General features: G+C 34.6%; 23 protein-coding genes and 1 tRNA gene. 1 reads left to right on the top strand and 23 read right to left on the bottom strand.

Translation table 11 applies throughout. From position 1 onward, the window contains the following. Genes nadC through ACYQ3X_RS02720 form a run of 9 tightly spaced genes read right to left on the bottom strand, consistent with a single transcriptional unit; the run spans window position 1 to window position 8,554 of the window. The gene (nadC, locus tag ACYQ3X_RS02760) at window positions 1–858 is read right to left on the bottom strand and encodes a carboxylating nicotinate-nucleotide diphosphorylase (RefSeq protein WP_460180308.1); all 858 of its coding nucleotides are present in this window, start codon (window positions 856–858) and stop codon (window positions 1–3) included. Then, window positions 858–1,337, bottom strand: a complete 480-nt coding sequence (locus ACYQ3X_RS02755) for a hypothetical protein (protein ID WP_460180307.1) — start codon at window positions 1,335–1,337, stop codon at window positions 858–860. Before ACYQ3X_RS02755 ends, nadC begins: the two co-directional genes overlap by 1 nt. Window positions 1,338–1,346: 9 nt before the next feature. Beyond that, a complete protein-coding gene (locus ACYQ3X_RS02750) occupies window positions 1,347–4,172 on the bottom strand; it encodes a valine--tRNA ligase (protein WP_460180306.1) in 2,826 nt (941 codons plus the stop codon). Next, window positions 4,165–4,656, bottom strand: coding sequence for a response regulator (locus tag ACYQ3X_RS02745; protein ID WP_460180305.1), 492 nt, complete (start codon window positions 4,654–4,656; stop codon window positions 4,165–4,167). The genes ACYQ3X_RS02750 and ACYQ3X_RS02745 overlap by 8 nt, the downstream gene beginning before the upstream one ends. 1 nt (window position 4,657) lies before the next feature. Then, window positions 4,658–5,266 carry an MlaC/ttg2D family ABC transporter substrate-binding protein gene (locus ACYQ3X_RS02740; RefSeq protein WP_460180304.1) on the bottom strand — a complete coding sequence of 203 codons (609 nt, stop codon included), beginning with the start codon at window positions 5,264–5,266 and terminating at the stop codon, window positions 4,658–4,660. Continuing rightward, window positions 5,266–6,627 (bottom strand): TolC family protein, encoded by a 1,362-nt coding sequence (locus ACYQ3X_RS02735; protein ID WP_460180303.1) that lies wholly within the window; start codon window positions 6,625–6,627, stop codon window positions 5,266–5,268. Before ACYQ3X_RS02735 ends, ACYQ3X_RS02740 begins: the two co-directional genes overlap by 1 nt. Next, window positions 6,608–7,051: an outer membrane lipid asymmetry maintenance protein MlaD gene (gene mlaD / locus ACYQ3X_RS02730; RefSeq protein WP_460180302.1), complete on the bottom strand. Its 444-nt coding sequence runs from the start codon at window positions 7,049–7,051 to the stop codon at window positions 6,608–6,610. The genes ACYQ3X_RS02735 and mlaD overlap by 20 nt, the downstream gene beginning before the upstream one ends. Continuing rightward, window positions 7,032–7,787, bottom strand: coding sequence for an ABC transporter ATP-binding protein (locus tag ACYQ3X_RS02725; protein ID WP_460180301.1), 756 nt, complete (start codon window positions 7,785–7,787; stop codon window positions 7,032–7,034). Before ACYQ3X_RS02725 ends, mlaD begins: the two co-directional genes overlap by 20 nt. Continuing rightward, a complete protein-coding gene (locus ACYQ3X_RS02720; protein WP_460180300.1) occupies window positions 7,784–8,554 on the bottom strand; it encodes an MlaE family ABC transporter permease in 771 nt (256 codons plus the stop codon). The genes ACYQ3X_RS02725 and ACYQ3X_RS02720 overlap by 4 nt, the downstream gene beginning before the upstream one ends. 97 nt (window positions 8,555–8,651) lie before the next feature. Here ACYQ3X_RS02720 and ACYQ3X_RS02715 point away from each other — a divergent pair, with 97 nt between their 5' ends. Further along, window positions 8,652–9,533, top strand: coding sequence for a peptidylprolyl isomerase (locus ACYQ3X_RS02715; protein WP_460180299.1), 882 nt, complete (start codon window positions 8,652–8,654; stop codon window positions 9,531–9,533). Here ACYQ3X_RS02715 and mnmE read toward each other — a convergent pair whose 3' ends face one another. The 14 genes from mnmE to ACYQ3X_RS02645 all read right to left on the bottom strand — a co-directional run bounded on the left by mnmE (window position 9,534) and on the right by ACYQ3X_RS02645 (window position 19,917). Continuing rightward, entirely contained in the window at window positions 9,534–10,916 is a 1,383-nt protein-coding gene (gene mnmE, locus ACYQ3X_RS02710; RefSeq protein WP_460180298.1) for a tRNA uridine-5-carboxymethylaminomethyl(34) synthesis GTPase MnmE, read from the bottom strand. Continuing rightward, window positions 10,913–12,457: a membrane protein insertase YidC gene (gene yidC / locus ACYQ3X_RS02705; protein WP_460180297.1), complete on the bottom strand. Its 1,545-nt coding sequence runs from the start codon at window positions 12,455–12,457 to the stop codon at window positions 10,913–10,915. The genes mnmE and yidC overlap by 4 nt, the downstream gene beginning before the upstream one ends. Before the next feature lie 4 nt (window positions 12,458–12,461). Next, window positions 12,462–12,686 carry a membrane protein insertion efficiency factor YidD gene (gene yidD, locus ACYQ3X_RS02700; RefSeq protein ID WP_460180296.1) on the bottom strand — a complete coding sequence of 75 codons (225 nt, stop codon included), beginning with the start codon at window positions 12,684–12,686 and terminating at the stop codon, window positions 12,462–12,464. Further along, window positions 12,668–12,808: a 50S ribosomal protein L34 gene (rpmH, locus tag ACYQ3X_RS02695; protein WP_012545609.1), complete on the bottom strand. Its 141-nt coding sequence runs from the start codon at window positions 12,806–12,808 to the stop codon at window positions 12,668–12,670. Before rpmH ends, yidD begins: the two co-directional genes overlap by 19 nt. A 15-nt stretch (window positions 12,809–12,823) precedes the next feature. Further along, window positions 12,824–13,024 carry a 50S ribosomal protein L35 gene (gene rpmI / locus ACYQ3X_RS02690; protein ID WP_460180295.1) on the bottom strand — a complete coding sequence of 67 codons (201 nt, stop codon included), beginning with the start codon at window positions 13,022–13,024 and terminating at the stop codon, window positions 12,824–12,826. Window positions 13,025–13,083: 59 nt separating this feature from the next. After that, window positions 13,084–13,575, bottom strand: a complete 492-nt coding sequence (gene infC, locus ACYQ3X_RS02685; protein ID WP_460181682.1) for a translation initiation factor IF-3 — start codon at window positions 13,573–13,575, stop codon at window positions 13,084–13,086. 32 nt (window positions 13,576–13,607) lie between these two features. Next, window positions 13,608–15,497, bottom strand: a complete 1,890-nt coding sequence (gene thrS / locus ACYQ3X_RS02680) for a threonine--tRNA ligase (protein WP_460181681.1) — start codon at window positions 15,495–15,497, stop codon at window positions 13,608–13,610. A gap of 64 nt (window positions 15,498–15,561) precedes the next feature. Beyond that, window positions 15,562–16,260, bottom strand: a complete 699-nt coding sequence (locus ACYQ3X_RS02675; protein ID WP_460180294.1) for an ABC transporter ATP-binding protein — start codon at window positions 16,258–16,260, stop codon at window positions 15,562–15,564. Next, the gene (locus tag ACYQ3X_RS02670; protein ID WP_460180293.1) at window positions 16,229–16,474 is read right to left on the bottom strand and encodes a hypothetical protein; all 246 of its coding nucleotides are present in this window, start codon (window positions 16,472–16,474) and stop codon (window positions 16,229–16,231) included. Before ACYQ3X_RS02670 ends, ACYQ3X_RS02675 begins: the two co-directional genes overlap by 32 nt. After that, on the bottom strand, window positions 16,474–17,679 hold the full coding sequence (locus ACYQ3X_RS02665; RefSeq protein WP_460180292.1) for a lipoprotein-releasing ABC transporter permease subunit: 1,206 nt from the start codon (window positions 17,677–17,679) through the stop codon (window positions 16,474–16,476). Before ACYQ3X_RS02665 ends, ACYQ3X_RS02670 begins: the two co-directional genes overlap by 1 nt. Continuing rightward, window positions 17,676–19,157 carry a lysine--tRNA ligase gene (gene lysS, locus ACYQ3X_RS02660; RefSeq protein WP_460180291.1) on the bottom strand — a complete coding sequence of 494 codons (1,482 nt, stop codon included), beginning with the start codon at window positions 19,155–19,157 and terminating at the stop codon, window positions 17,676–17,678. Before lysS ends, ACYQ3X_RS02665 begins: the two co-directional genes overlap by 4 nt. A gap of 49 nt (window positions 19,158–19,206) precedes the next feature. Next, window positions 19,207–19,281, bottom strand: a tRNA-Pro gene (locus tag ACYQ3X_RS02655). Between the two features lie 2 nt (window positions 19,282–19,283). Then, entirely contained in the window at window positions 19,284–19,631 is a 348-nt protein-coding gene (locus ACYQ3X_RS02650; RefSeq protein WP_460180290.1) for a MerR family transcriptional regulator, read from the bottom strand. Window position 19,632: 1 nt separating this feature from the next. Further along, window positions 19,633–19,917 (bottom strand): integration host factor subunit alpha, encoded by a 285-nt coding sequence (locus ACYQ3X_RS02645; protein WP_460180289.1) that lies wholly within the window; start codon window positions 19,915–19,917, stop codon window positions 19,633–19,635. Between the last annotated feature and the right edge of the window lie 51 nt (window positions 19,918–19,968).

The following is a 19,968-nucleotide window of genomic DNA, read 5'->3' as shown; positions in this document are numbered from 1 at the left end:
TCATAAAACCTCCCTTATTTTCATGCTTATGTCAACAGCTCTGGCAGAATGAGTTAAAGCTCCAATAGAGATAAAATCTACACCTGTTAAAGCAATCTCTCTTACATTTTCAAGATTAACACCACCTGAGGCTTCAATTAGAACTCTGCCTTTTGCAATGGATACAGCCTTTTTCATTGTTTCAATCTCCATATTGTCAAGCATTACAATGTCTGCTCCTGCACTAATTGCCTCCTCAAGCTCTTCAATAGTTTTTACCTCAACCTCAATTTTCTGATAAATACAGGTTTTTTTTGCCTTAAGCACTGCCTCTCTTACAGAACCTGCAATTTTAATATGATTGTCCTTTATTAAAACCGCATCATAAAGAGCAAAACGATGATTATGTCCTCCACCTACCCTTACAGCATATTTTTCCATAAATCTTAAGCCAGGAGTTGTTTTTCTTGTATCAAGAATTTTAACTGGAAGGTCTTTAATTTTTTTAACAAATTCTGATGTAAAAGTGGAAATGCCTGAAAGTCGCTGTAAAAGATTTAAGGCAGTTCTTTCTCCTGCAAGAAGCAATCTTGTATTGCCTTTAAGTGTGGCAATTGCATTACCTTTTTCAATAAAATCGCCATCTCTGTAGTGTTCCTCAAAGAATAAATTATCAGGCTGAAGGCTTAAGGCTGAAGAGAGAATTGAAAAAAATCTTTTTATAAAAGGCATTCCTGCAAGGATCAGATTTTCTTTACATATTATCTGAGCAACAGCGTCACATTTTTCAGGAACAACTATTTCTGAAGTTATATCACCTTTTCCAATATCCTCTAAGATTGCTATTCTGAAAAGTTCATCAATTAGTGAAGTGTACATTATCTCTTAAAAAAAAGTCTTAAAAGCCCGTAAATGCCTCCTGCGACTGCTGTAATTGCAATAGCGCTCTTCCAGTCAAAAAGAGTGGTAACATTGCCCTGAATGTTTTTGCCTATTACAATTAGACTGGCAGAATTTTTAACCTCCACATTATTCCCTATAACTATACCTGATGCTGATCTTTTAATTTCAGCTTCCTCTCTACCAATGGCAATAGGACAGAGAGAAAAGTTAACATCAGTTTTCTCTCCAACTGCAACTCCACTTATACACTGATTCATGTTTAATTCATTAGCTCTTACAAATCCTATTGCTCCCTGTGTAACTTCAGCTTTTTCTGAATCAATACTTAATGCACATATCTGCTGCATTTCTGCAGAACCTGCTTCAATAGCCCTTGCTGTACTCTGTTTTATAGTGAGAAATTCAGCTTCAACTATATCCATACTCTGTCCTTCAATTTCTATTTTTTCTTCCATCTTTTCCTCCTAATCTAATTCTTCAAGAACCTTAAGATTCTCTTTTATTTTATCACTTTTAATTAAAAGCTCTTCATATTTTTCTCTATCTTTCTCAACCACCTCTTTAGGTGCGTTTTTTATAAAATCTTCATTCATCAATTTTTTGTTGAGAAATTTTATGTCTGCTTCAGTTTTTTGAAGTTCCTTTAAAAGCCTCTTTTTCTCCTGACCTATGTCTATTATTTCCTTTACAGGAATATAAATTTCAAACTCTTTTTTTACTGAAACTGCTGAGCCTTTTTGCCTGACAATCTCCTTGCTGATTTTTAATGTTTTTGCTCTGGCAAGTTTTAAAATAAATTGATATCCTTCATTTAAAACCTTCTCAGCCTTTAAAGAAAGTGGTTTAATAAATAGTTCAAGACTTACTGAAGGAGATATATTCAGTTCTCCACGAATACTTCTTACTCCTGAAATTGCTTGCATTATGTATTCCATTTTTTCAACTGAATCTTCATCTCTGCCTACAAGGTCATTGGTTGGATATGAAGAAATCATTATTGATTGGTCCTTTTTTAATATATTAAGCCAGATTTCCTCTGTCACATAAGGCATAAAGGGATGTAAAAGTTTTAAAACATTTTCAAAAACATAGAAAAGGCAGTTAACAGTTTCTTCCTTGTTTTCTGTTTCAGAGTATAACACAACCTTGCTTAACTCTATATACCAGTCACAGAATTCATGCCAGAGAAATTGATAAACTGAATTTGCTGCATCATTAAACCTGTACGCCTCTAAAGCCTGATTCGTTTCTTCTATTGTTTCTGAAAGTTTTGACAGAATCCATCTGTTTTTGAAAGCTTTCAACTCTTGCATTGTAACAGTTTCCTCTGTTCTTAAATGAGCAAAGCTCATTATAAACTTCATAGCATTCCAAATTTTGTTTATAAAATGCCTGTATCCTTCAACTCTTTCTTCTGAAAACTTTATGTCTCTGCCCTGAGCTGCAAATGCTGCAAGGGTGAATCTAAAGGCATCTGCTCCGTATTTTTCTATCATCACAAGAGGATCTATTACATTACCCTTTGATTTGCTCATCTTCTGTCCCTTTGAATCTCTCACAAGGGCATGAATATAAACATCTCTGAAAGGAATATCACCCATAAATTTCATTCCCATCATTATCATTCTTGCAACCCAGAAAAATATTATATCAAAACCTGTAACAAGAACAGTTGTAGGATAAAATCTTTTTAAATCCTCTGTTTCCTCTGGCCAGCCAAGTGTTGAAAAGGGCCATAATGCTGAAGAAAACCATGTATCAAGAACATCAGGGTCCTGTATTATTTCTTCACTGCCACATACTGGACAGACTCTGGGTTCATTTCTGCTTGCAAAATGAGAAAGCTCCTTTGGAATTTTAATCATCTTTGCTGTCTGTTCAATTTCATCTTTAGTAATGCCAAGTTTTCTTAATTCATTGTATGTACCGCTCCATATTTCTCTTCCATTAAAACTATATGGTTTGTAAAATAAAATTTCTATCAGATCGCCCTGTTCAATACCTTGCTGTGTTTTACATTTTGCACAGTACCATACAGGAATTCTATGCCCCCACCAAAGCTGCCTTGAAATACACCAGTCCTTTATATCACGCATCCAGGCATAGTAGTTATTAACCCATCCTTCAGGAATAAATCTTATTTTACCCTCCTGAACAACCTTTACTGCCTCCTCAGCTAATGGTTTTATTTTCACATACCACTGAACAGTCTGAAAGGGCTCAATAACTGTTTTACATCTATAACAATGTCCCACAGCATGTTTATGTTTTTCTATTTTTTCAAGAAGTCCAACTCTTTCAAGGTCTTCAATTATTCGTTTTCTCGCATCATATCTATCAAGTCTCTTATACTTACCAGCTTCCTCAGTCATTTTTCCTTCTTCATCAATCACACATACATAGGGAAGATTGTGTCTTTGAGCTATTTCAGCATCATTGAAGTCATGAGCAGGAGTGACCTTAACAGCACCTGTTCCAAACTCCATATCAACAGAACTATCTGCAATTATAGGAATCTCTCTATTCATAAGAGGAAGTATAAGAATTTTACCAATAAAATTTTGGTATCTTTTGTCTTCAGGATTAACAGCAACTGCTGTATCTCCAAGCATTGTTTCAGGTCTGGTTGTTGCCACTGTAATAAATTGCCCAGCCGCATCTTTTAATGGATAGTTTATGTAATAAAGCTTACCTTCTATTTCTTCATGCTCTACCTCAAGATCAGAAAGAGCTGTATGGCATCTCGGACACCAGTTAATAAGTCTCAGCTCCCTGTATATGAGTCCTTCCTCAAAAAGTCTCAGGAAAACCTCTTTAACAGCCTTTGAAAGCCTTTCATCCATTGTAAAGCGAAGACGAGACCAGTCACAGGAAGCACCTATTCTTTTAAGTTGTTGTATAATTTTCCCTCCACAGGAGTCCTTCCACTGCCATACTCTCTGAAGAAAAGAATTTCTACCAACTTGATATCTATTCAGTCCCTCTTTTAAAAGTTCTCTTTCCACAACATTTTGAGTGGCAATTCCAGCATGGTCTGTGCCTGGAATCCATAAAGTAGCATAGCCAAGCATTCTTTTCCATCGGATTAATATGTCTTGAAGAGTTGCGTTTAAAGCATGTCCCATATGAAGAGTCCCTGTTACATTGGGAGGTGGAATTACAATGCAGTAAGGTGTTTTTTTAGGATCAGGATCTGGTTTAAAGAAACCTTTTTCTTCCCAGAAGCTATAAAGCCTCACTTCAATTTCCTGAGGTTGATAAACTTCACTTATAACCTTTTCTTTAAGCATCTTTTTGTTCCATGACCTCCAGAATTTGTTTGAAAATATTTTTCATTTCCCTGTTAACTTCCCTGTTTATGTAAGGTCTGAGTTTGCTAATTAATTCATCTTCTTTTTCTTGAATAGAAATTGACTGTTTTTTTATGCCCAGCAGAGATTGTATTTTCTCATTTAATTCTTCTAATGTAAATGGCTTAACAATGAAATCTACGCCAAGCTTTCTTAATTGCTCAAGATTTATGAAAGAGTAAAAATTCAGCACTGCTAAAATTGGTAGTAAAAGAGAGTATTTTTCTCTTATTTTTTGAAAAAAACTTAATAAATCTGATTCTTCTATATCAACACCTGAAACTATTAAATGTGGACTGTGCTCTTCAATGCTCTGCAAAGCCTTATCAGTATCTGAAAAAGCTATAATTGAAAAATTGTCTTCCTTTAAATTACTTAAATAATCAGATACAAAAGGTGATTTTTCCAATAAAAAAATTTTCATCTTACTTCTCCCTCATCAATTCTTCTGCTTGCTTGGTTTTCATTCTTTTTACAAGCTCCTGATAGGAATGAGTACGAATTATCTTGTTAAACTGGCTACGATAATTACTTACAAGGCTAACTCCTTCAATAACCACATCATAAACTTTCCACTCTTTTCCATTGAAATAAAGCTTATAATCAATGGGAATCTCTTTTTTGTCCTTTGTTATTATTTTAGTTTTTACCTCAGCATACTTACCATTTTCAATTCTTTCATCTGTATAAACTATCTGCTCATCAGTATAGGACTCAATCTTTCCAGCGTAATACCTTTCAAGAAGGTCCTTATAAAGCTCAACAAACTCTTTTTTTTCTTGTGGAGTTCTATCTTTCCAGTAAACACCTAAGGAACGCTTTGACATCTCTTCAAAATCAAAAACTTTGCTAATCTCTGCTTTCAATTCAGCTCTTCTCTGCTGTGTCTTTTTTTCTCCTTTGTATTTAGAGTCTTTGAGAATGCTTATCACTTTATCCACAGTTTTTTTAATCTGTTCCTTTGGAGAAGAAATAGCAAGGGCGATAGATATTGTAAAAACAAAAAATAATAAAAATATTACCAATTTTTTCATTACTGAACCTCCCTTTCTCTGTCAAGTCCTGATGCCTGAAGCAGATTTGCAATAGCCATCTTTTGATTATAAAGTGCTTTCAGGTGATTTACTCTTGTAGTAGCATAGGCAACAACAGCATCTGCAAGATCCTTTGTCTCTCCAACTCCCATATCAATGTTTGCATCCGTGGTTACAAGCCATTTTTTTGCATTCTGATAAGCCTCATCCATATCCCGAGCAGACTTTGTTGCTTCCTGAAGTTCGTAATAGGCTTTCATAATCTGAACTGGAATTCCAATTTCAGCAAGTTTTTTCTTTTCAAGCACCTTCTGATACTCAATCTGAGCCTCTCTTATTTTACCCTTTGTTATACCAAAATCAATATTGAGTTTCATTCCAAGCACTGCTGCAAGCATTGAATCATTAAGAGGATCATAAATATAAGGATTGTGAATTCTGTCTCGGTTTGTAGCTCCTGCCAGAGATCCTTTAACAAGGAAAAATATCTGAGGATAAAGATTGCTTTTTTCAACATCAATCAGAGCCTGCTTTGCTTTGAGTCCTTCTCTTATCTGAGTCATTTCAGGTCTTAACTGAAAAGCCTTTGCTATAAGTTCATCTGGTTTCATATATATTTCTTCATATTTTAATGGTTCTGTAATTATCTCAAGTTTCGTATGCTGAGGAGTTCCTGTCATGAATTTTAAGGCTTCTAATATGATTGCTTCATTTTTATCAATCTCATTCAAGTTTCTTTTGACCTCACCAAAATAGGTTTTAAGTTTATAAAGAGTAAGTTCATCAGCAGGAGGAATCTCTTTCTTTAAATCCTCCTCTGTTCTCTTTATAGCTTTTTCAAGCTCATCTTTAATCTCATTGGCAAGATTTCTCAAATCTCTTAGCATGGCAAGACTCCAGTAAAGCTCTTTGGTTTTTAAAATAACTTCTGAACGTTTCTTTTCAAGCTCTGCTTCTGAAACCTTTATTCCTCCTTCTGCAGCAGTCCTGTATCCTGAAATCTTTCCAAAGGTATAAACTGGCTGCAATACCTGCATTGTAATTATGCCAAAAATACCATTAATTGTGGTTGATTTAACATCGGTTCTAATCTCTGGAGATATTGCGTCTCTGCGTGCTTCAGGAGAGGGACCTCCTAAAGCCATGAGCTCAATCTGTGGAAATACTGCTGACTGTGCCTCACTGAGTTTTGCTTTGTAAATTTCAATATCCTGCTTATACTCACCAAGCTCTGGATGAAACTTAACTGCTCTTTCAATGCATCCTTTGAGATCAAGAACAACTCTGTCTTCTGAAAAACAAACTGATGAAAACAAAACCACTGTGGCAATAATTAAAATTCTAAATTTTTCCGAATACATATTTAGACAACACCTCCTCTATATCTATTGCAGATTCTGTTTCTCTAATTTTACCATTCTGAGCAATATATTGCTCAGAACCTCCAGGTGTAATCTGAACATATTTTTCGCCTATCAATCCTTTTGTTCTTATGGAAGCAATTGAATCCTCTGGAAGCTTAATGGAATTAAGAATTTTCAATTCAACCACTGCCTGATATTTATTATTAAGTGTTACTTTCTCAACAGAACCAACTGGAACTCCTGCAATCTCTACAACAGAGCCTTTTTTAATTCCTCCTACCTTATCAAATTCTGCATAAACAGTATAATAACCAGTCTGAAACATATCAATCTTACCAAGTCTGAAAGAGAGATACGCCAATGCTAAAATTCCAATTAAAACAAATATGCCCACTGCTATTTCAAGATTTTCTCTTTTCATTGTTCCCTCCATTTTCTATACCCATTATAAAATTTTTTACAACAATATTATCACTTTTCTGAATCTCTTCTGGAGTTCCTGTTGCAACAATTCTTCCATCATGAAGCATGGCAACTCTATCTGAAATTTCAAAAATTTCAGGGATTTCATGGCTTATTATCAATCCAGTAAATCCATACTGTTTCTGAGTTTCTCTTATAAGATTATGAATTGAACGAACCAGAATTGGATCAAGTCCTGTTGTAGGTTCATCAAAAAGGATTATTTTGGGATGGGCTATTAATGCTCTTGCAAGGGCAACTCTTTTACGCATTCCTCCACTGAGCTCCGCAGGATATTTATACTCCATTCCAAGAAGTCCAACATCACTCAGAGCTTTAATAACTCTTTCATGAATCTCTTTTTTATTTAATCTGTTTTTCTCTGTTAAGGGAAATGCCACATTATCATAAACTGTCATGGAATCAAAAAGAGCACCTCCCTGAAAGACAACTCCAATATCTGCTCTAATCTCATCAAGCTTGCCTCCTTTTAGCTTTGTTATATCCTGTCCTTTTATGAATATACTTCCTCTGTCTGGTTTCAAAAGCCCAACAATATGTTTAAGCAAAACAGACTTTCCACCACCGCTTCTACCAATAACAGCAGTGACTTCTCCTTCATTTATAACTAAATTAACACCTTTTAAAACCTGTTGCTTTCCAAAGGACTTATAAAGCTCTTTTATTTCAATCATAAGAGAAATGCTCCAAGAATATAATCCCAGATGAGTATAACAACGCTTGAAAGCACAACAGCATTTGTTGTTGCTCTGCTTACTCCTCTTGCTCCATAACCAGCATTATAGCCCATAAATGTGCATATCCATGTAACAAGAAGACCAAAGCTTAGAGATTTATAAACTCCGATTCTTATATCTTCCATATCAACATAGAGCTCCATCTGAGAAAAGTATGTTCCTTCACTTAAACCAAGAGCATGAACTGAAATAAGATATCCACCATAAATACCTACCACATCAAAAACTGCTGTTAAAAGAGGAAAAGTAACAATGCCAGCAAGAATATTGGGCACTACCACATATTTCATTGGATTAACTGCCATTACTGTAAGGGCATCAATCTGTTCAGTAATTCGCATAATTCCAATTTCTGCTGTTATTGCAGAACCAGCCCTTCCTGTTACCATCAATGCACAAAGCACAGGACCAAGTTCTCTTATAAGAGAAAGAGCAACAACAGGTCCTAAAAGTGCCTCTGAGCCAAACTTATTTAATGCATGATAACCCTGAAGCGCAAGAACCATGCCACTGAAAGCACCTGTAAAGACTACAACAATCATTGATTTATTACCGAAAAATCTTACCTGCCTGAGAAAATTTCTGAATTTAAGGGGAGGAGTAAAAATATGATAAATTGAATCAATCAGAAAGAGAAACATTCTTCCTAAAAACATTAAAAGCTCTATGGTATATCTGCCAATAAATTTTATAAATGGTATCATTGAAGTTTTAAGATATCTATTTTAGCTTTTTTTTGTCAACATTTGCTTAAAACAGTCATTTAATGTTAAATTAAAAAAATTTTGAAAGGAGCTATATATGAAATATTTGAAGATTCTTATCTTTCTTTTGAGTTTTTCAATTATTTTTGCTTGCAGTAAAAGTGATGAGGTGGTGGTAAAAGCTGGTTCATCAAAGCTTACTAAAAAAGAACTTCAGGAGGATCTTAAAAGCCTTCCTCCTCAAACAAAAGCCTTTCTTGCTTCACCTGAAGGTGTTAATCGTCTAAAAGATGAATTAATTAAAAGGGAAATTTTATATGAAGAGGCAAAGAAAAAGAAGCTGGCAAACTCTGAAGAATTTAAAAGAAGAGTTGAGGAGTTCAAAAAAATTACACTTATCAACATGTTGCTTGAACAGGAATTGAAAAACTTATCCCAGGTAACTGAAAAAGATGCAGAGGATTATTATGAAAAAAATAAAGACCAGTTTATTAAACCAACTGAAGTAAGATTGAGCCAGATAGTTGTAAAAAATGAAGATGAAGCTAAAAAGGTTTATGAAAGAATTGACAAAGGTGAGGATTTTGGGAAAATAGCTAAGGATCTTTCAAGGGATGAAAAAACAAAAGCTTCTGGTGGAGATATAGGATTCTTTAAAAAAGGACAGCTTAATCCCCAAATAGAAAATATTGCCTTTAACCTCAAAAAAGGTCAGGTAAGTATGCCCATGAATTTAAAAGGAGCCCTTTACATATTTAAAGTTACTGATGTGAGAGGAACTCCTGTTCAGTTTGAGCAAATTAAAACACAACTGATTGAACAGCTTAGAGCAAAAAAACAGCAGGATTGGTTTAACAGCTATATTGAAGAACTCAAAAAGAAACATAAAGTAGAGGTTAATGAAAAGGCTTTACAGGAAATACTCAATCAGGCTTTGATTGGAAGTAAACCTGAAGAAATGCCTCGGCAGGCTAAATAATTATTTACCAATGCAGAATTCACTGAAGATTAAGTTTAATATCTCTTCAGTGGTAACAGCACCAACAATCTGACCAAGAAAACTCAGAGCCTCTCTGAGAAACATGGCTGTTATCTCAAGAGGCTCTTTTTTCCCAAAGCTTTGAAGGGCATTTTCAAGGGCTTCAAGGGCATTTTCAAGGGCTATTTTGTGTCTCAATTTTGTTACAATTACTCCTTCCTGCTCATATTTACCTGAAATCGTTGTATTGAAAATAAGCTCCTTTAACTCTTCTATTCCTTCGCCCTTTAATGCTGAAATCTCTATAGCAGGCTTGTCTTTGAGAGGCTGAGGCAATTGGAATTTCTTACTTTTTATGTCTTTTTTGTTCATTACAACAATAACTTTCTTATGAATTATCTTGTTTATTATTTCTTCATCAAGACTTTCAATTGGTCTACTCATGTCAAGGACAAGTAAAATAAGTTCAGCTAATTCAACTGCCCTTAAACTTCTCTTTATACCCTCTGCCTCTACAAGATCATGAGCTTCACGAATACCTGCAGTATCAACAATTTTAAGAGGCATTCCCTTAATGTTTACATACTCCTCTATAATATCCCTTGTAGTGCCTGGAATTTCCGTTACAATCGCTCTGTCTTTCATCAGTAATGCATTAAGCAGTGAAGATTTCCCAACATTTGGTTTACCCACAATTGCAGCTTTTAGCCCTTCCCTGTAAATTTTACCTTCTTCATATCCTTCAATGAGTTTTTTAATCTCTTCCTTTATACGGTCTATCTCACTTTGGATCTGTTCATGAGTTAATCCATCAATATCCTCTTCTGGAAAATCAATATAAGCTTCAACATGAGCACAAACCTTCATCAGAGAATCTCTCAATTCATTGATTTTTTCAGAGAGTTTTCCACTTAAATGCTCTAATGCAATTTTTTGAGCCTGCTCAGTTTTTGCCCTAATAATGTCAATCACTGACTCAGCCTGACTCAGGTCAATTCTTCCTCTTAAAAATGCTCTTTTTGTAAACTCACCTGGTTCAGCAACACGAGCACCAAGAGAGACAACAAGGTCAAGAATTTTTTTTAATGTTACATATCCAGCATGACAGTTGATTTCCACCACATCTTCTCTGGTGTATGTATTTGGAGCTCGCATAACAGTCACCAAAACCTCATCAATCTTTTGTCCTGTTTTAGGATCAATTATAAAACCATAGTGAATTGTGTGAGTTTTTACATCTGATAGCTTTACTCCCTTTGAGCTTTGAAATATTTTATTTGCAATAGGTATAGCTTCTTTTCCACTTATACGGATTATTCCAATCCCACCTTCTCCTAAGGGAGTGCTTATGGCAGCAATTGTGTCAAACTCTGAGGAAATCACTTAGCTTTTTTTATCTTCTGGTTAATATAAAATTGCTGGGCTATTCCAAATAAGTTATTTACAAGCCAGTAAAGAACAAGTCCTGAAGGAAAACTCAGGAACAAAAATGTAAAAACCACTGGCATAAGTAACATTATTTTTTGCTGGCTTGGATCTGCAGTGGAAGGAGTCATCTTCTGTTGAATCAGCATTGTAGCACCCATTAAAATGGGCAAAATATAATAGGGATCTTTTGCTGAAAGGTCATGAATCCATAACATGAATGGAGCCTGCCTGAGCTCAATTGCTATTGTAAGTATTTTATAAAGAGCAAAAAATACAGGAATCTGAAGAAGTATAGGAAGACATCCACTCATTGGATTGATTTTGTATTTTCTATAAAGTTCCATCATCTCCTTTTGAAGTCTTTGCGGATCATTCTTATATTGTTCTTTCAATTGCAATAACTTTGGTTGAAGCTCGCTTAACTTTTGCATTGACTTCTGCCCGCGATTAACTATGGGAATAAAAGGAATTCTTACAACTATTGTGAGAATTACTATAGCAACTCCGTAATTTCCAGTGAAGCTATAAAGAAGCTTTAAAAACCAGAAAAGAGGACGGGCTATGATTGAGAAAAATCCAAAATCAACTATATGCTCCAGCCCAACATTAAATTTTTTGAGATAATCATAATCTTTTGGCGCAGTAAATACTTTATACTGATTTGTTCCATCGTTAAATTCAACTGCTGTAAGAGCATTTCCATTATAAGGTAAAACAACGAATTGTTGAGCTTTACTTACAGGAACAATGGCTGAAAAAAAGTATTTGTCTTCTTGAGCAATCCATTTTACACCTTCTTTGTATGTAGCAGGTTCCTTCATTTTTGAGGGATTAAGCTCAATTCTCTGAGCTTCTTTTAAAATTACAGGTCCCCAATGGGGTGCATTTGTTTTATCAAAAATTCCAAAATCTTCTCCCAGTGTTACATAATAAGAACCAACTCCGCTTACCTCTTCTTTTACATCAATTAAATATTCAGTTTTGTTAAAAATAAAACTTCTTTTGATTGAACTGCTGCCATTGCTCCAGTTAAATACCACCACTGCTTCATTGGAATTAGTGAAAGTTGCCTTTGAATCATCTACATTGAAAATAATTTTTGTATAATCAAATTTACCATCCTTAATTATTGAAACTGCTGAAATTTGACTAGAAGAAAGCTTAATTGGATTACCCTTTGAATCTTTATATTTTTTCAATTCCACTGATTTAATAGTTGCTCCTTCATTTGAAAGAACTACTTTGAACACTTCATTTTCTACAATCACTTCCTTGTACTTTCCATCTTTGACTAAAGGTTTTGTTTCTTCTTTTTTATCAGAAGGAAACTGAAAGGTTTGCGGAACAACAGGTTTTTCTTCCTTTTTCACTTCTTCCTTTTGCTGAACTGGTTGATTCTGTGGCTTATAGTATTTTGTATACAAATACTGGCTACCAAAAAGAATAGCCATGCTTAAAACTACTGCTAAAAATGCTCTTAATCCTGTGTTATCCATATCCTCACCTTAATGGATCATATCCTCCTGGATGAAAGGGATGACATTTAAGTAGTCTTTTAATAGCAAGAAAAATACCCTTTGCACCATATTTTTTAATAGCCTGTTCTGCATATTCTGAACATGTTGGATAAAATCTGCATGCAGGAGGCATAAATGGTGATATAAACCTCCTGTAAAATCTTATTAAAATCAAAGAAATTCTTGATATTAAGGAGTTAATCTCCATCTACCCTTTGCTCTTCTTCTTTTTATTACTCTTCTTCCACCAGGTGTGCTCATTCTTTTGAGAAAACCATGAGTTCTTTTCTTTTTAAGCTTATGAGGATGATAGGTTGTGTAAGCTCCCAATTTTTAACCTCCCTGTTAAAATTTGTAAGGAATAAGAGTTTTTATAGCTCTATACTGAGTTTCATCAACTTGAGCTGGATGCCTTAAATGTCTTGTCCTCTTTGAAGGTTTGCCTGTAAGTAAATGACTCTTATTAGCCCTTCTGCGCATAATCTTTCCAGTTGCTGTAACTTTAAATCTTTTTGCCGCTCCTCTGTGTGTTTTGAGTTTTGGCATAAACAATCTCCTCCTACATAAGTTTAGACAAATATTTTAATAAAAATTTAATGAAATTATCAATCTTTTCCTGGAGCTATAATCATGCTCATATTGTTACCTTCAAGGCGGGGTTCCTGCTCTATTCTGTGGGCAAAACCTACAAGAAGAGCTTTTATTTTATCAAAAACTTTCATTCCCAGTTCAGGATGAACAATTTCTCTCCCTCTGAAAAAAAGTGTTACTCTCGCTTTATCTCCATCTTCAAGAAATCTTTTGATATGCTTTACTTTCAGCTGAAGATCATGGTCTGAAATCTGTGGTCTTATCTTTATTTCTTTTACTGTAGGAGTTTTCTTTGAGGAACTCTTTTTCTCAAGTTGATACTTATATTTTCCATAATCCATTATTCTGCAAACTGGCGGATTTGCATTTGGTGCAACTTCTACAAGATCATAACCTCTTTCTCTTGCTATTTGAATAGCTTCTCTGGTGCTTACCACTCCAATCTGTTTGCCATTTTCATCAACCAATCTTACTTCCTTTGCCTTAATAGTTTCATTTACTCTAATTTCCTTTGTTGCTATCTTCTCACCTCCTCAATTTATTTTCTTTGCTGTATTCTTTCAAAAAGCTGTTGTAAAAACTCATCAATTGTTATAAGTTCAAGATTCTGTCCTTCCCTGAATCTTACTGTAATTTTACCACTTTCCATTTCCTTCTCACCAACTATTACCATATAGGGCACTTTATTTAAAGTTGCTTGTCTTATTTTATAACCTATTTTTTCATTTTCTGTATTGAGCTTTGCCCTAACCCCTTTTTGCACAAACTTATCATAAATCTGTTTGGCATAATCAACATGTTTTTCAGAAATGGACATAACCTCAACCTGCACAGGAGCAAGCCATAATGGAAAGGCACCAGCATAATGCTCAATCAACACTCCCATAAATCTTTCAAGTGAACCCATCAAGGCTCTATGTATCATAATTGGTCTATGTTCTTTACCATCTTTTCCTCTATATGTGATATCAAATCTTTCTGGAATGTTAAAATCAACCTGAATTGTGCTGCACTGCCAGGCTCTGTTTAATACATCCTTTATTTTTATATCAATCTTTGGTCCGTAAAAAACTCCTTCTCCAGGATCAATATGATAGGACAGACTTCTCTTTTTAAGTGCCAGTTCCAGAGCCTCTGTTGCTTTTTCCCAGTTTTCAATACTTCCAACATATTTTTCAGGTCTTGTAGAAATATATATTTCATAGTTATCAAATCCAAAGGTTGACAGAATAAACACTGTAAAATCAAGAACTTTCTGAATCTCTTCCTCAAGCTGTTCTTCTGTGCAGAATATATGAGCATCGTCCTGAGTAAATCCTCTGACCCTCAAAAGTCCATGAAGCACTCCTGATCTCTCATATCTGTAAACTGTTCCAAGTTCTGCCAGTCTTAATGGAAGGTCTCTGTAACTACGAAGTTCAGATTTATATACCTGAATATGGAAAGGACAGTTCATTGGTTTAAGCTGGTATGCAACTTCATCAATTTCCATAGGAGAATACATATTTTCCCGGTAAAAATCAAGGTGTCCACTTTTTTTCCATAACTCAAGCTTTGCAATATGAGGAGTATAAAGAAGTTGATATCCTGCTTTTAAATGTTCATCTTTCCAGAAATCTTCAATAATTTTTCTAACAATTGCTCCATTCGGAAGCCATATTATAAGACCAGGACCTACTTCTTCACTAATTTCAAAAAGTTTCAGCTGTTTGCCAAGCCTTCTATGGTCTCTTTTTTTAACTTCTTCAAGAAATTTAAGATACTCATCAAGTTCCTGTTTTGTTTGAAAGGCTGTTCCATATATTCGCTGTAACATCTTATTTCTTTCATCACCACGCCAGTAAGCTCCTGCAACACTGAGAAGTTTAAAGGCTTTAACCATTCCAGTATGAGGTATATGAGGTCCTCTACAAAGGTCAATAAATCCACCTTCTTCATATACTGAGACTTTATCATCTTGTATTTCGTTAAGAATCTCAACCTTATAGGATTCACCAAGGGTTTCAAAAAGTTTAATTGCTTCCTCTTTTGAGATGTCCTTTCTTACAAAGGGATTTTTTGCTTTTATAATTTCCTGCATTCTTTTTTCTATTTTTTGAAGATCCTCTTCAGTAAAAGGCTCATCTTTGTCAAAATCATAGTAAAATCCATCTTCAATGGCAGGTCCTATTGTAACTTTAACATCGGGAAATAAATCTTTTACAGCATGAGCCATAATATGAGCAGTACTGTGTCTGAGGATTTCCACTCCTTCCCTGCTTTCAGGTGTAATTACTTCAACTTCTTCATCTCCATTAAGTGAAGATAAAAAAAATAAATCTCTTATCTCTCCATTAATTTTAATTGCTATTGCCTGTTTTTCCTTAAAAAGCCTTTTTAATTCATCAGGCTCTACCTCAAAAATAGTTTCTTTAACCTTTACTTTTATGCTCAACCTCCTTAAATTTATTCAAATTTTATATTAATCCAAAACTCAAGCAATAATCAATATCTCAGATTAAAATCCCATCTATCATTCTCAGTCTTCTTGTGCATTTTTGAGCAAGGGCTTCATTATGAGTAACAATTATAAAGGTTGTGCCTTCTTCAGAATTAATTTTCTGAAAAAGTTCAAAAAGCTCATGAGCTGACCTTGAATCAAGATTACCTGTAGGTTCATCAGCAAGCACCAAAGAAGGATTTTTAAATAAAGCTCTTGCCACAGCAACTCTTTGCTGCTCACCACCTGAAAGCTCTCCTGGACGATGATAGGCTCGTTCTGATAATCCCAATTTTTTCAATATTTCAAAAGCTCTTTCTTTAATAATATTTTGAGTTATCTTAATCTGCCTGTAATGCCCTGCAATTAACTCTGGCATCATAACATTTTCCATAACATTGAATTCTGATAAAAGATAGTGAAACTGAAATACAAACCCGATATATTTATTCCTAAACTCTGAAAGAGCATCTCTTGAAAGCTTTGAAGGATTTATCTCACCATTAAATTTGTATAAAATCTCACCGGATGTGGGTGAATCCAGTGTTCCAATGACATGAAGAAATGTGCTTTTACCAACTCCACTTGCTCCTGTGATTGCAATAATCTCACCTTGATAGGCTATAAAATCAATCCCTTTCAATACTTCTATTGAACCAGCCTTTGTGTAGTAAGTTTTTTTAAGGTTTTTTGTCCTCAGTATCTCTTTCACGAAAGGGTTTCCTAAATTCATTTATTTTTTTCATTATATACTGGTGAATCCCGTCTGCTTTATCTGCAGTATAGTGAAATCCTTTTTTCACAATTCCAGTTGTTTTATCACCTATCTGTCTGATTTTCCCTCCACCAAAAAACACTGCAACAATAAGAAAAACGATAAATACAACTATACTCAGGCATCCAATGTTTCTTATAAATCTAAACATTACTCATACCTCAGAATCTCAACAGGATTTATTTTTGATGCTCTATGAGCAGGATAAACAGTTGAAATAAGGCTGATAAATAAGGCGCATGCACATATCACTATAACATCAAAAATCTTGATTTTAACTGGCAGTTTACTCAGATAATAAACATCTGCTGGAAGTTTTACAATTTCGTAGGATTTAACAATCTCACATAAGAAAATTCCTCCGATTAAACCAATAAAAGTTCCAATTAAACCAATAATAAGCCCCTGAGATATGAAAATCCACTTTATAAGATTATCTGTTGCACCCATTGATTTAAGTATGGCAATATCTCTCTGCTTTTCAGTAACATTTATCATTAGCATACTTATTATATTAAATGATGCAACAAGCACAATCAATGTAAGAATAAGAAACATTGTGAATTTTTCAAGCTTAAGAGCGGAAAAAAGATTTCTGTTCATTTGCATCCAATCCTTGAGATAAAACTCTCCATCAAGCTCACGAGCAAGTTTCTGACAGAGTATATCTGCTTTATAGAGATCTTTAAGTCTCAGTTGAATACCTGTTACTTTATCTCCATATTCAAAAAAATCCTGAGCTATCTTGAGATCTGTTATTGCGAGATTCATATCATATTCATACATTCCTATTTCAAAAATTCCTGTAACAATAAATTTCTTGACCTTTGGAATTATACCCAGTGGACTGAGTGAGCCCATTGGAGATATTATTGTAATTGTATCTCCTGGGAGCACTCCAAGAAGATTTGCCAGTTCTTTGCCAATTATTATCCATGGCAGGTCTGTGTGATTTTGATATTTATATTTAACATGTTTAAAAACCTCTGTAGTTTTCATATCATACTCTGGAATAATTCCTCTAAGATATACTCCGTGAGCTCTTTTTCCTGATGAAATCAGAACCTGTCCCATTACAAAAGGAGAAGATGCCTCAATTTCCTTTTTCTTTGATAAAAAATCCATAACATCTCTGTAATTACCAATTCCTCCAGAATAACTTAAAACAACAGCATGTGCCTGTGTGCCGAGAATTTTTTTCTGTAAATCCTCGTGGAATCCACTTATTACAGAAATAACAACAATCAAAGCCATAACTCCTAAGGCAACTCCGCTTATGGAAATTATAGTGCCGAAGGAAAACCCTCTTTTTTTGCTTCTTAAGTATCTTAAGGCAATAAAAAAAGGAAGTCTCATTTCTCAGGTCTTAAAAGAGGAAACAGTATAACATCTCTTATTGAGTGACTGTCAGTTAAAATCATAACAAGTCTATCTATCCCGATGCCTTCTCCTGCTGCTGGAGGCATACCAACTTCAAGAGCTCTTACAAAATCCTCATCCATCTCAGGCACTTCTTCATCTCCTTTAAGTCTTTCTTCAAGCTGCCGAAGAAATCTTTCTTTCTGATCAATAGGATCATTTAGCTCTGAAAATGCATTTGCCATTTCCCTTCCAGCAATAAAAAGCTCAAATCTTTCTACAAGCTCTGGATTGTCTTTTTTTCTTTTTGCCAGAGGAGAAAGCTCAACAGGATAATCAATGATAAATGTTGGCTGAATAAGTTCAGGCTCTACAACTTCTTTAAATATCTCGTCAAGAACCTTGCTTAAAGAACTTTTCTCTGGAATATCTATACCTTTTTCCTTAGCCCATTTTAAAGCGAAATCTATGTTTTTTAATGCTTCCTCTGGCACACCTTTAATCTTCAGTGCATCGTACATGGCAACTCTTTTAAATGGTGGAGTGAAATCAATTATGTAATCTCCATATTTTACCTGAAGACTTCCGCAAAGTTTTTCAACAATGTAAACTAAGAGCTTTTCTGTGAAATCCATAAGCCATTCATAGTCTTTGTAAGCTACATAAAACTCCACCATTGTAAATTCTGGGTTATGTTTTGTTGATATTCCTTCATTCCTAAAATTCTTACCTATTTCAAAAACTCTTTCAAATCCACCAACAAGAAGTCTTTTCAAATAAAGCTCAGGTGCAATTCTTAAGTAAAGCTCCATATCAAGAGCTTCATGATATGTTTTAAAGGGCTTTGCTCTTGCACCACCTGCAATTGTATGCATCATAGGAGTTTCAACTTCAAGAAAACCTTCACCTTCAAGAAACTCTCTTAAATATTTAATAATTTGTTGCCTCTTTATAAAAGTTTCCTTTACTGAGGGATTCACAATAAGATCAACATATCTCTGTCTGTATCTTGCCTCAATGTCTTTAAGTCCATGCCACTTTTCTGGAAGAGGTCTAAGAGATTTACTTAAAAAAACAAAATTATGAACTTCTATAGTTAACTCATTTGTCTTGGTTCTAAAAAGTCTTCCTTCAACACCAATGATATCGCCAATATCAAGATTTTTAATTAAGGAAAATCTTTCTCCTAAAACATCTTTTCTGAGATAAATCTGGATTCTTCCCTTTGAATCCTGTATATGGGCAAAGGCTGCTTTACCAAAATCTCTTAGAAGAATTATTCTTCCTGCAGCTGAGGCTTTTATGTTTTCATTTTCCAGTTTTTCTTTATCAAGATTTCCAAACTTTGTAAAAATTTCTTCAGTGCTATATTCAGGCTCAAAAACTCCATTGTAAGGCTCAATACCAAGACTTCTTAGTGTTTCAAGTTTTTTAATCCTCTGCTGGATAAGCTCAGATAAAGGTGTTTCCTGCATTGTCCTAATTTATACCCCCTTAATTCATAATTAAAATTTAATTAAAAAATCGGGGCGAGCCGATTTGAACGGCCGACCACTCGCACCCCAAGCGAGTGCGCTAACCAGGCTGCGCTACGCCCCGATTTAAGAAAGCATTCTCAAAATCTCTCTGAGTTTAAATCTCACTTTATTTATTATATCTTTTTTTGTTAGCGATTCATTTGAATCTTGCCGATACATTTTTCCTAATTTCTGTCTAACTCCCTCTACTGTAAATCTCTCTTCATAAAGCATCTTTTTTATCAAAAAAAGCATTTCTATATCTTTTTTAGTATACAATCTCTGCCCTGTCTTTGTCTTTTTAGGCTTTAAAAAAGGAAACTCTGTTTCCCAGTATCTTAAAACATAAGGCTCCACTCCGACAATTCTGCTTGTTTCTCCAATTTTATAAAAAATTTTAAATGGTAGTTGTTTTTGTATTACATCTCCCATTTCAGTTCATAGTTTTCTGAATTCTTTGCTTCAACTGCCCACTTGGTCTGAAAGTAACCACTTTTCTTGGCTTAATTTCCACAGCCTGCATGGTCTTTGGATTTCTACCTATTCTGCTTCCTTTTCTTCTTACTGTAAAAACCCCGAAGCCTGATATTTTAACTACTTCTTCTTCCTTTAAAGCCTCTTTTATTGTATCAAAAACTGTCTCCACAATTTTCTGTATCTCAGTTTTCGGTAATCCTACTCTTTCAAAAATAAAATTGATAAGATCAGCCTTTGTCATCAGATCCTCCCGAGCTCAGCAATTTAGTTTATTGAATTTTATCTTATTTCA

This window comes from Thermodesulfovibrio sp. TK110, from assembly GCF_054658355.1.
The sequence above is the reverse complement of the archived record's forward strand: the minus strand, read 5'-3'. Positions and strand labels throughout refer to the sequence as shown.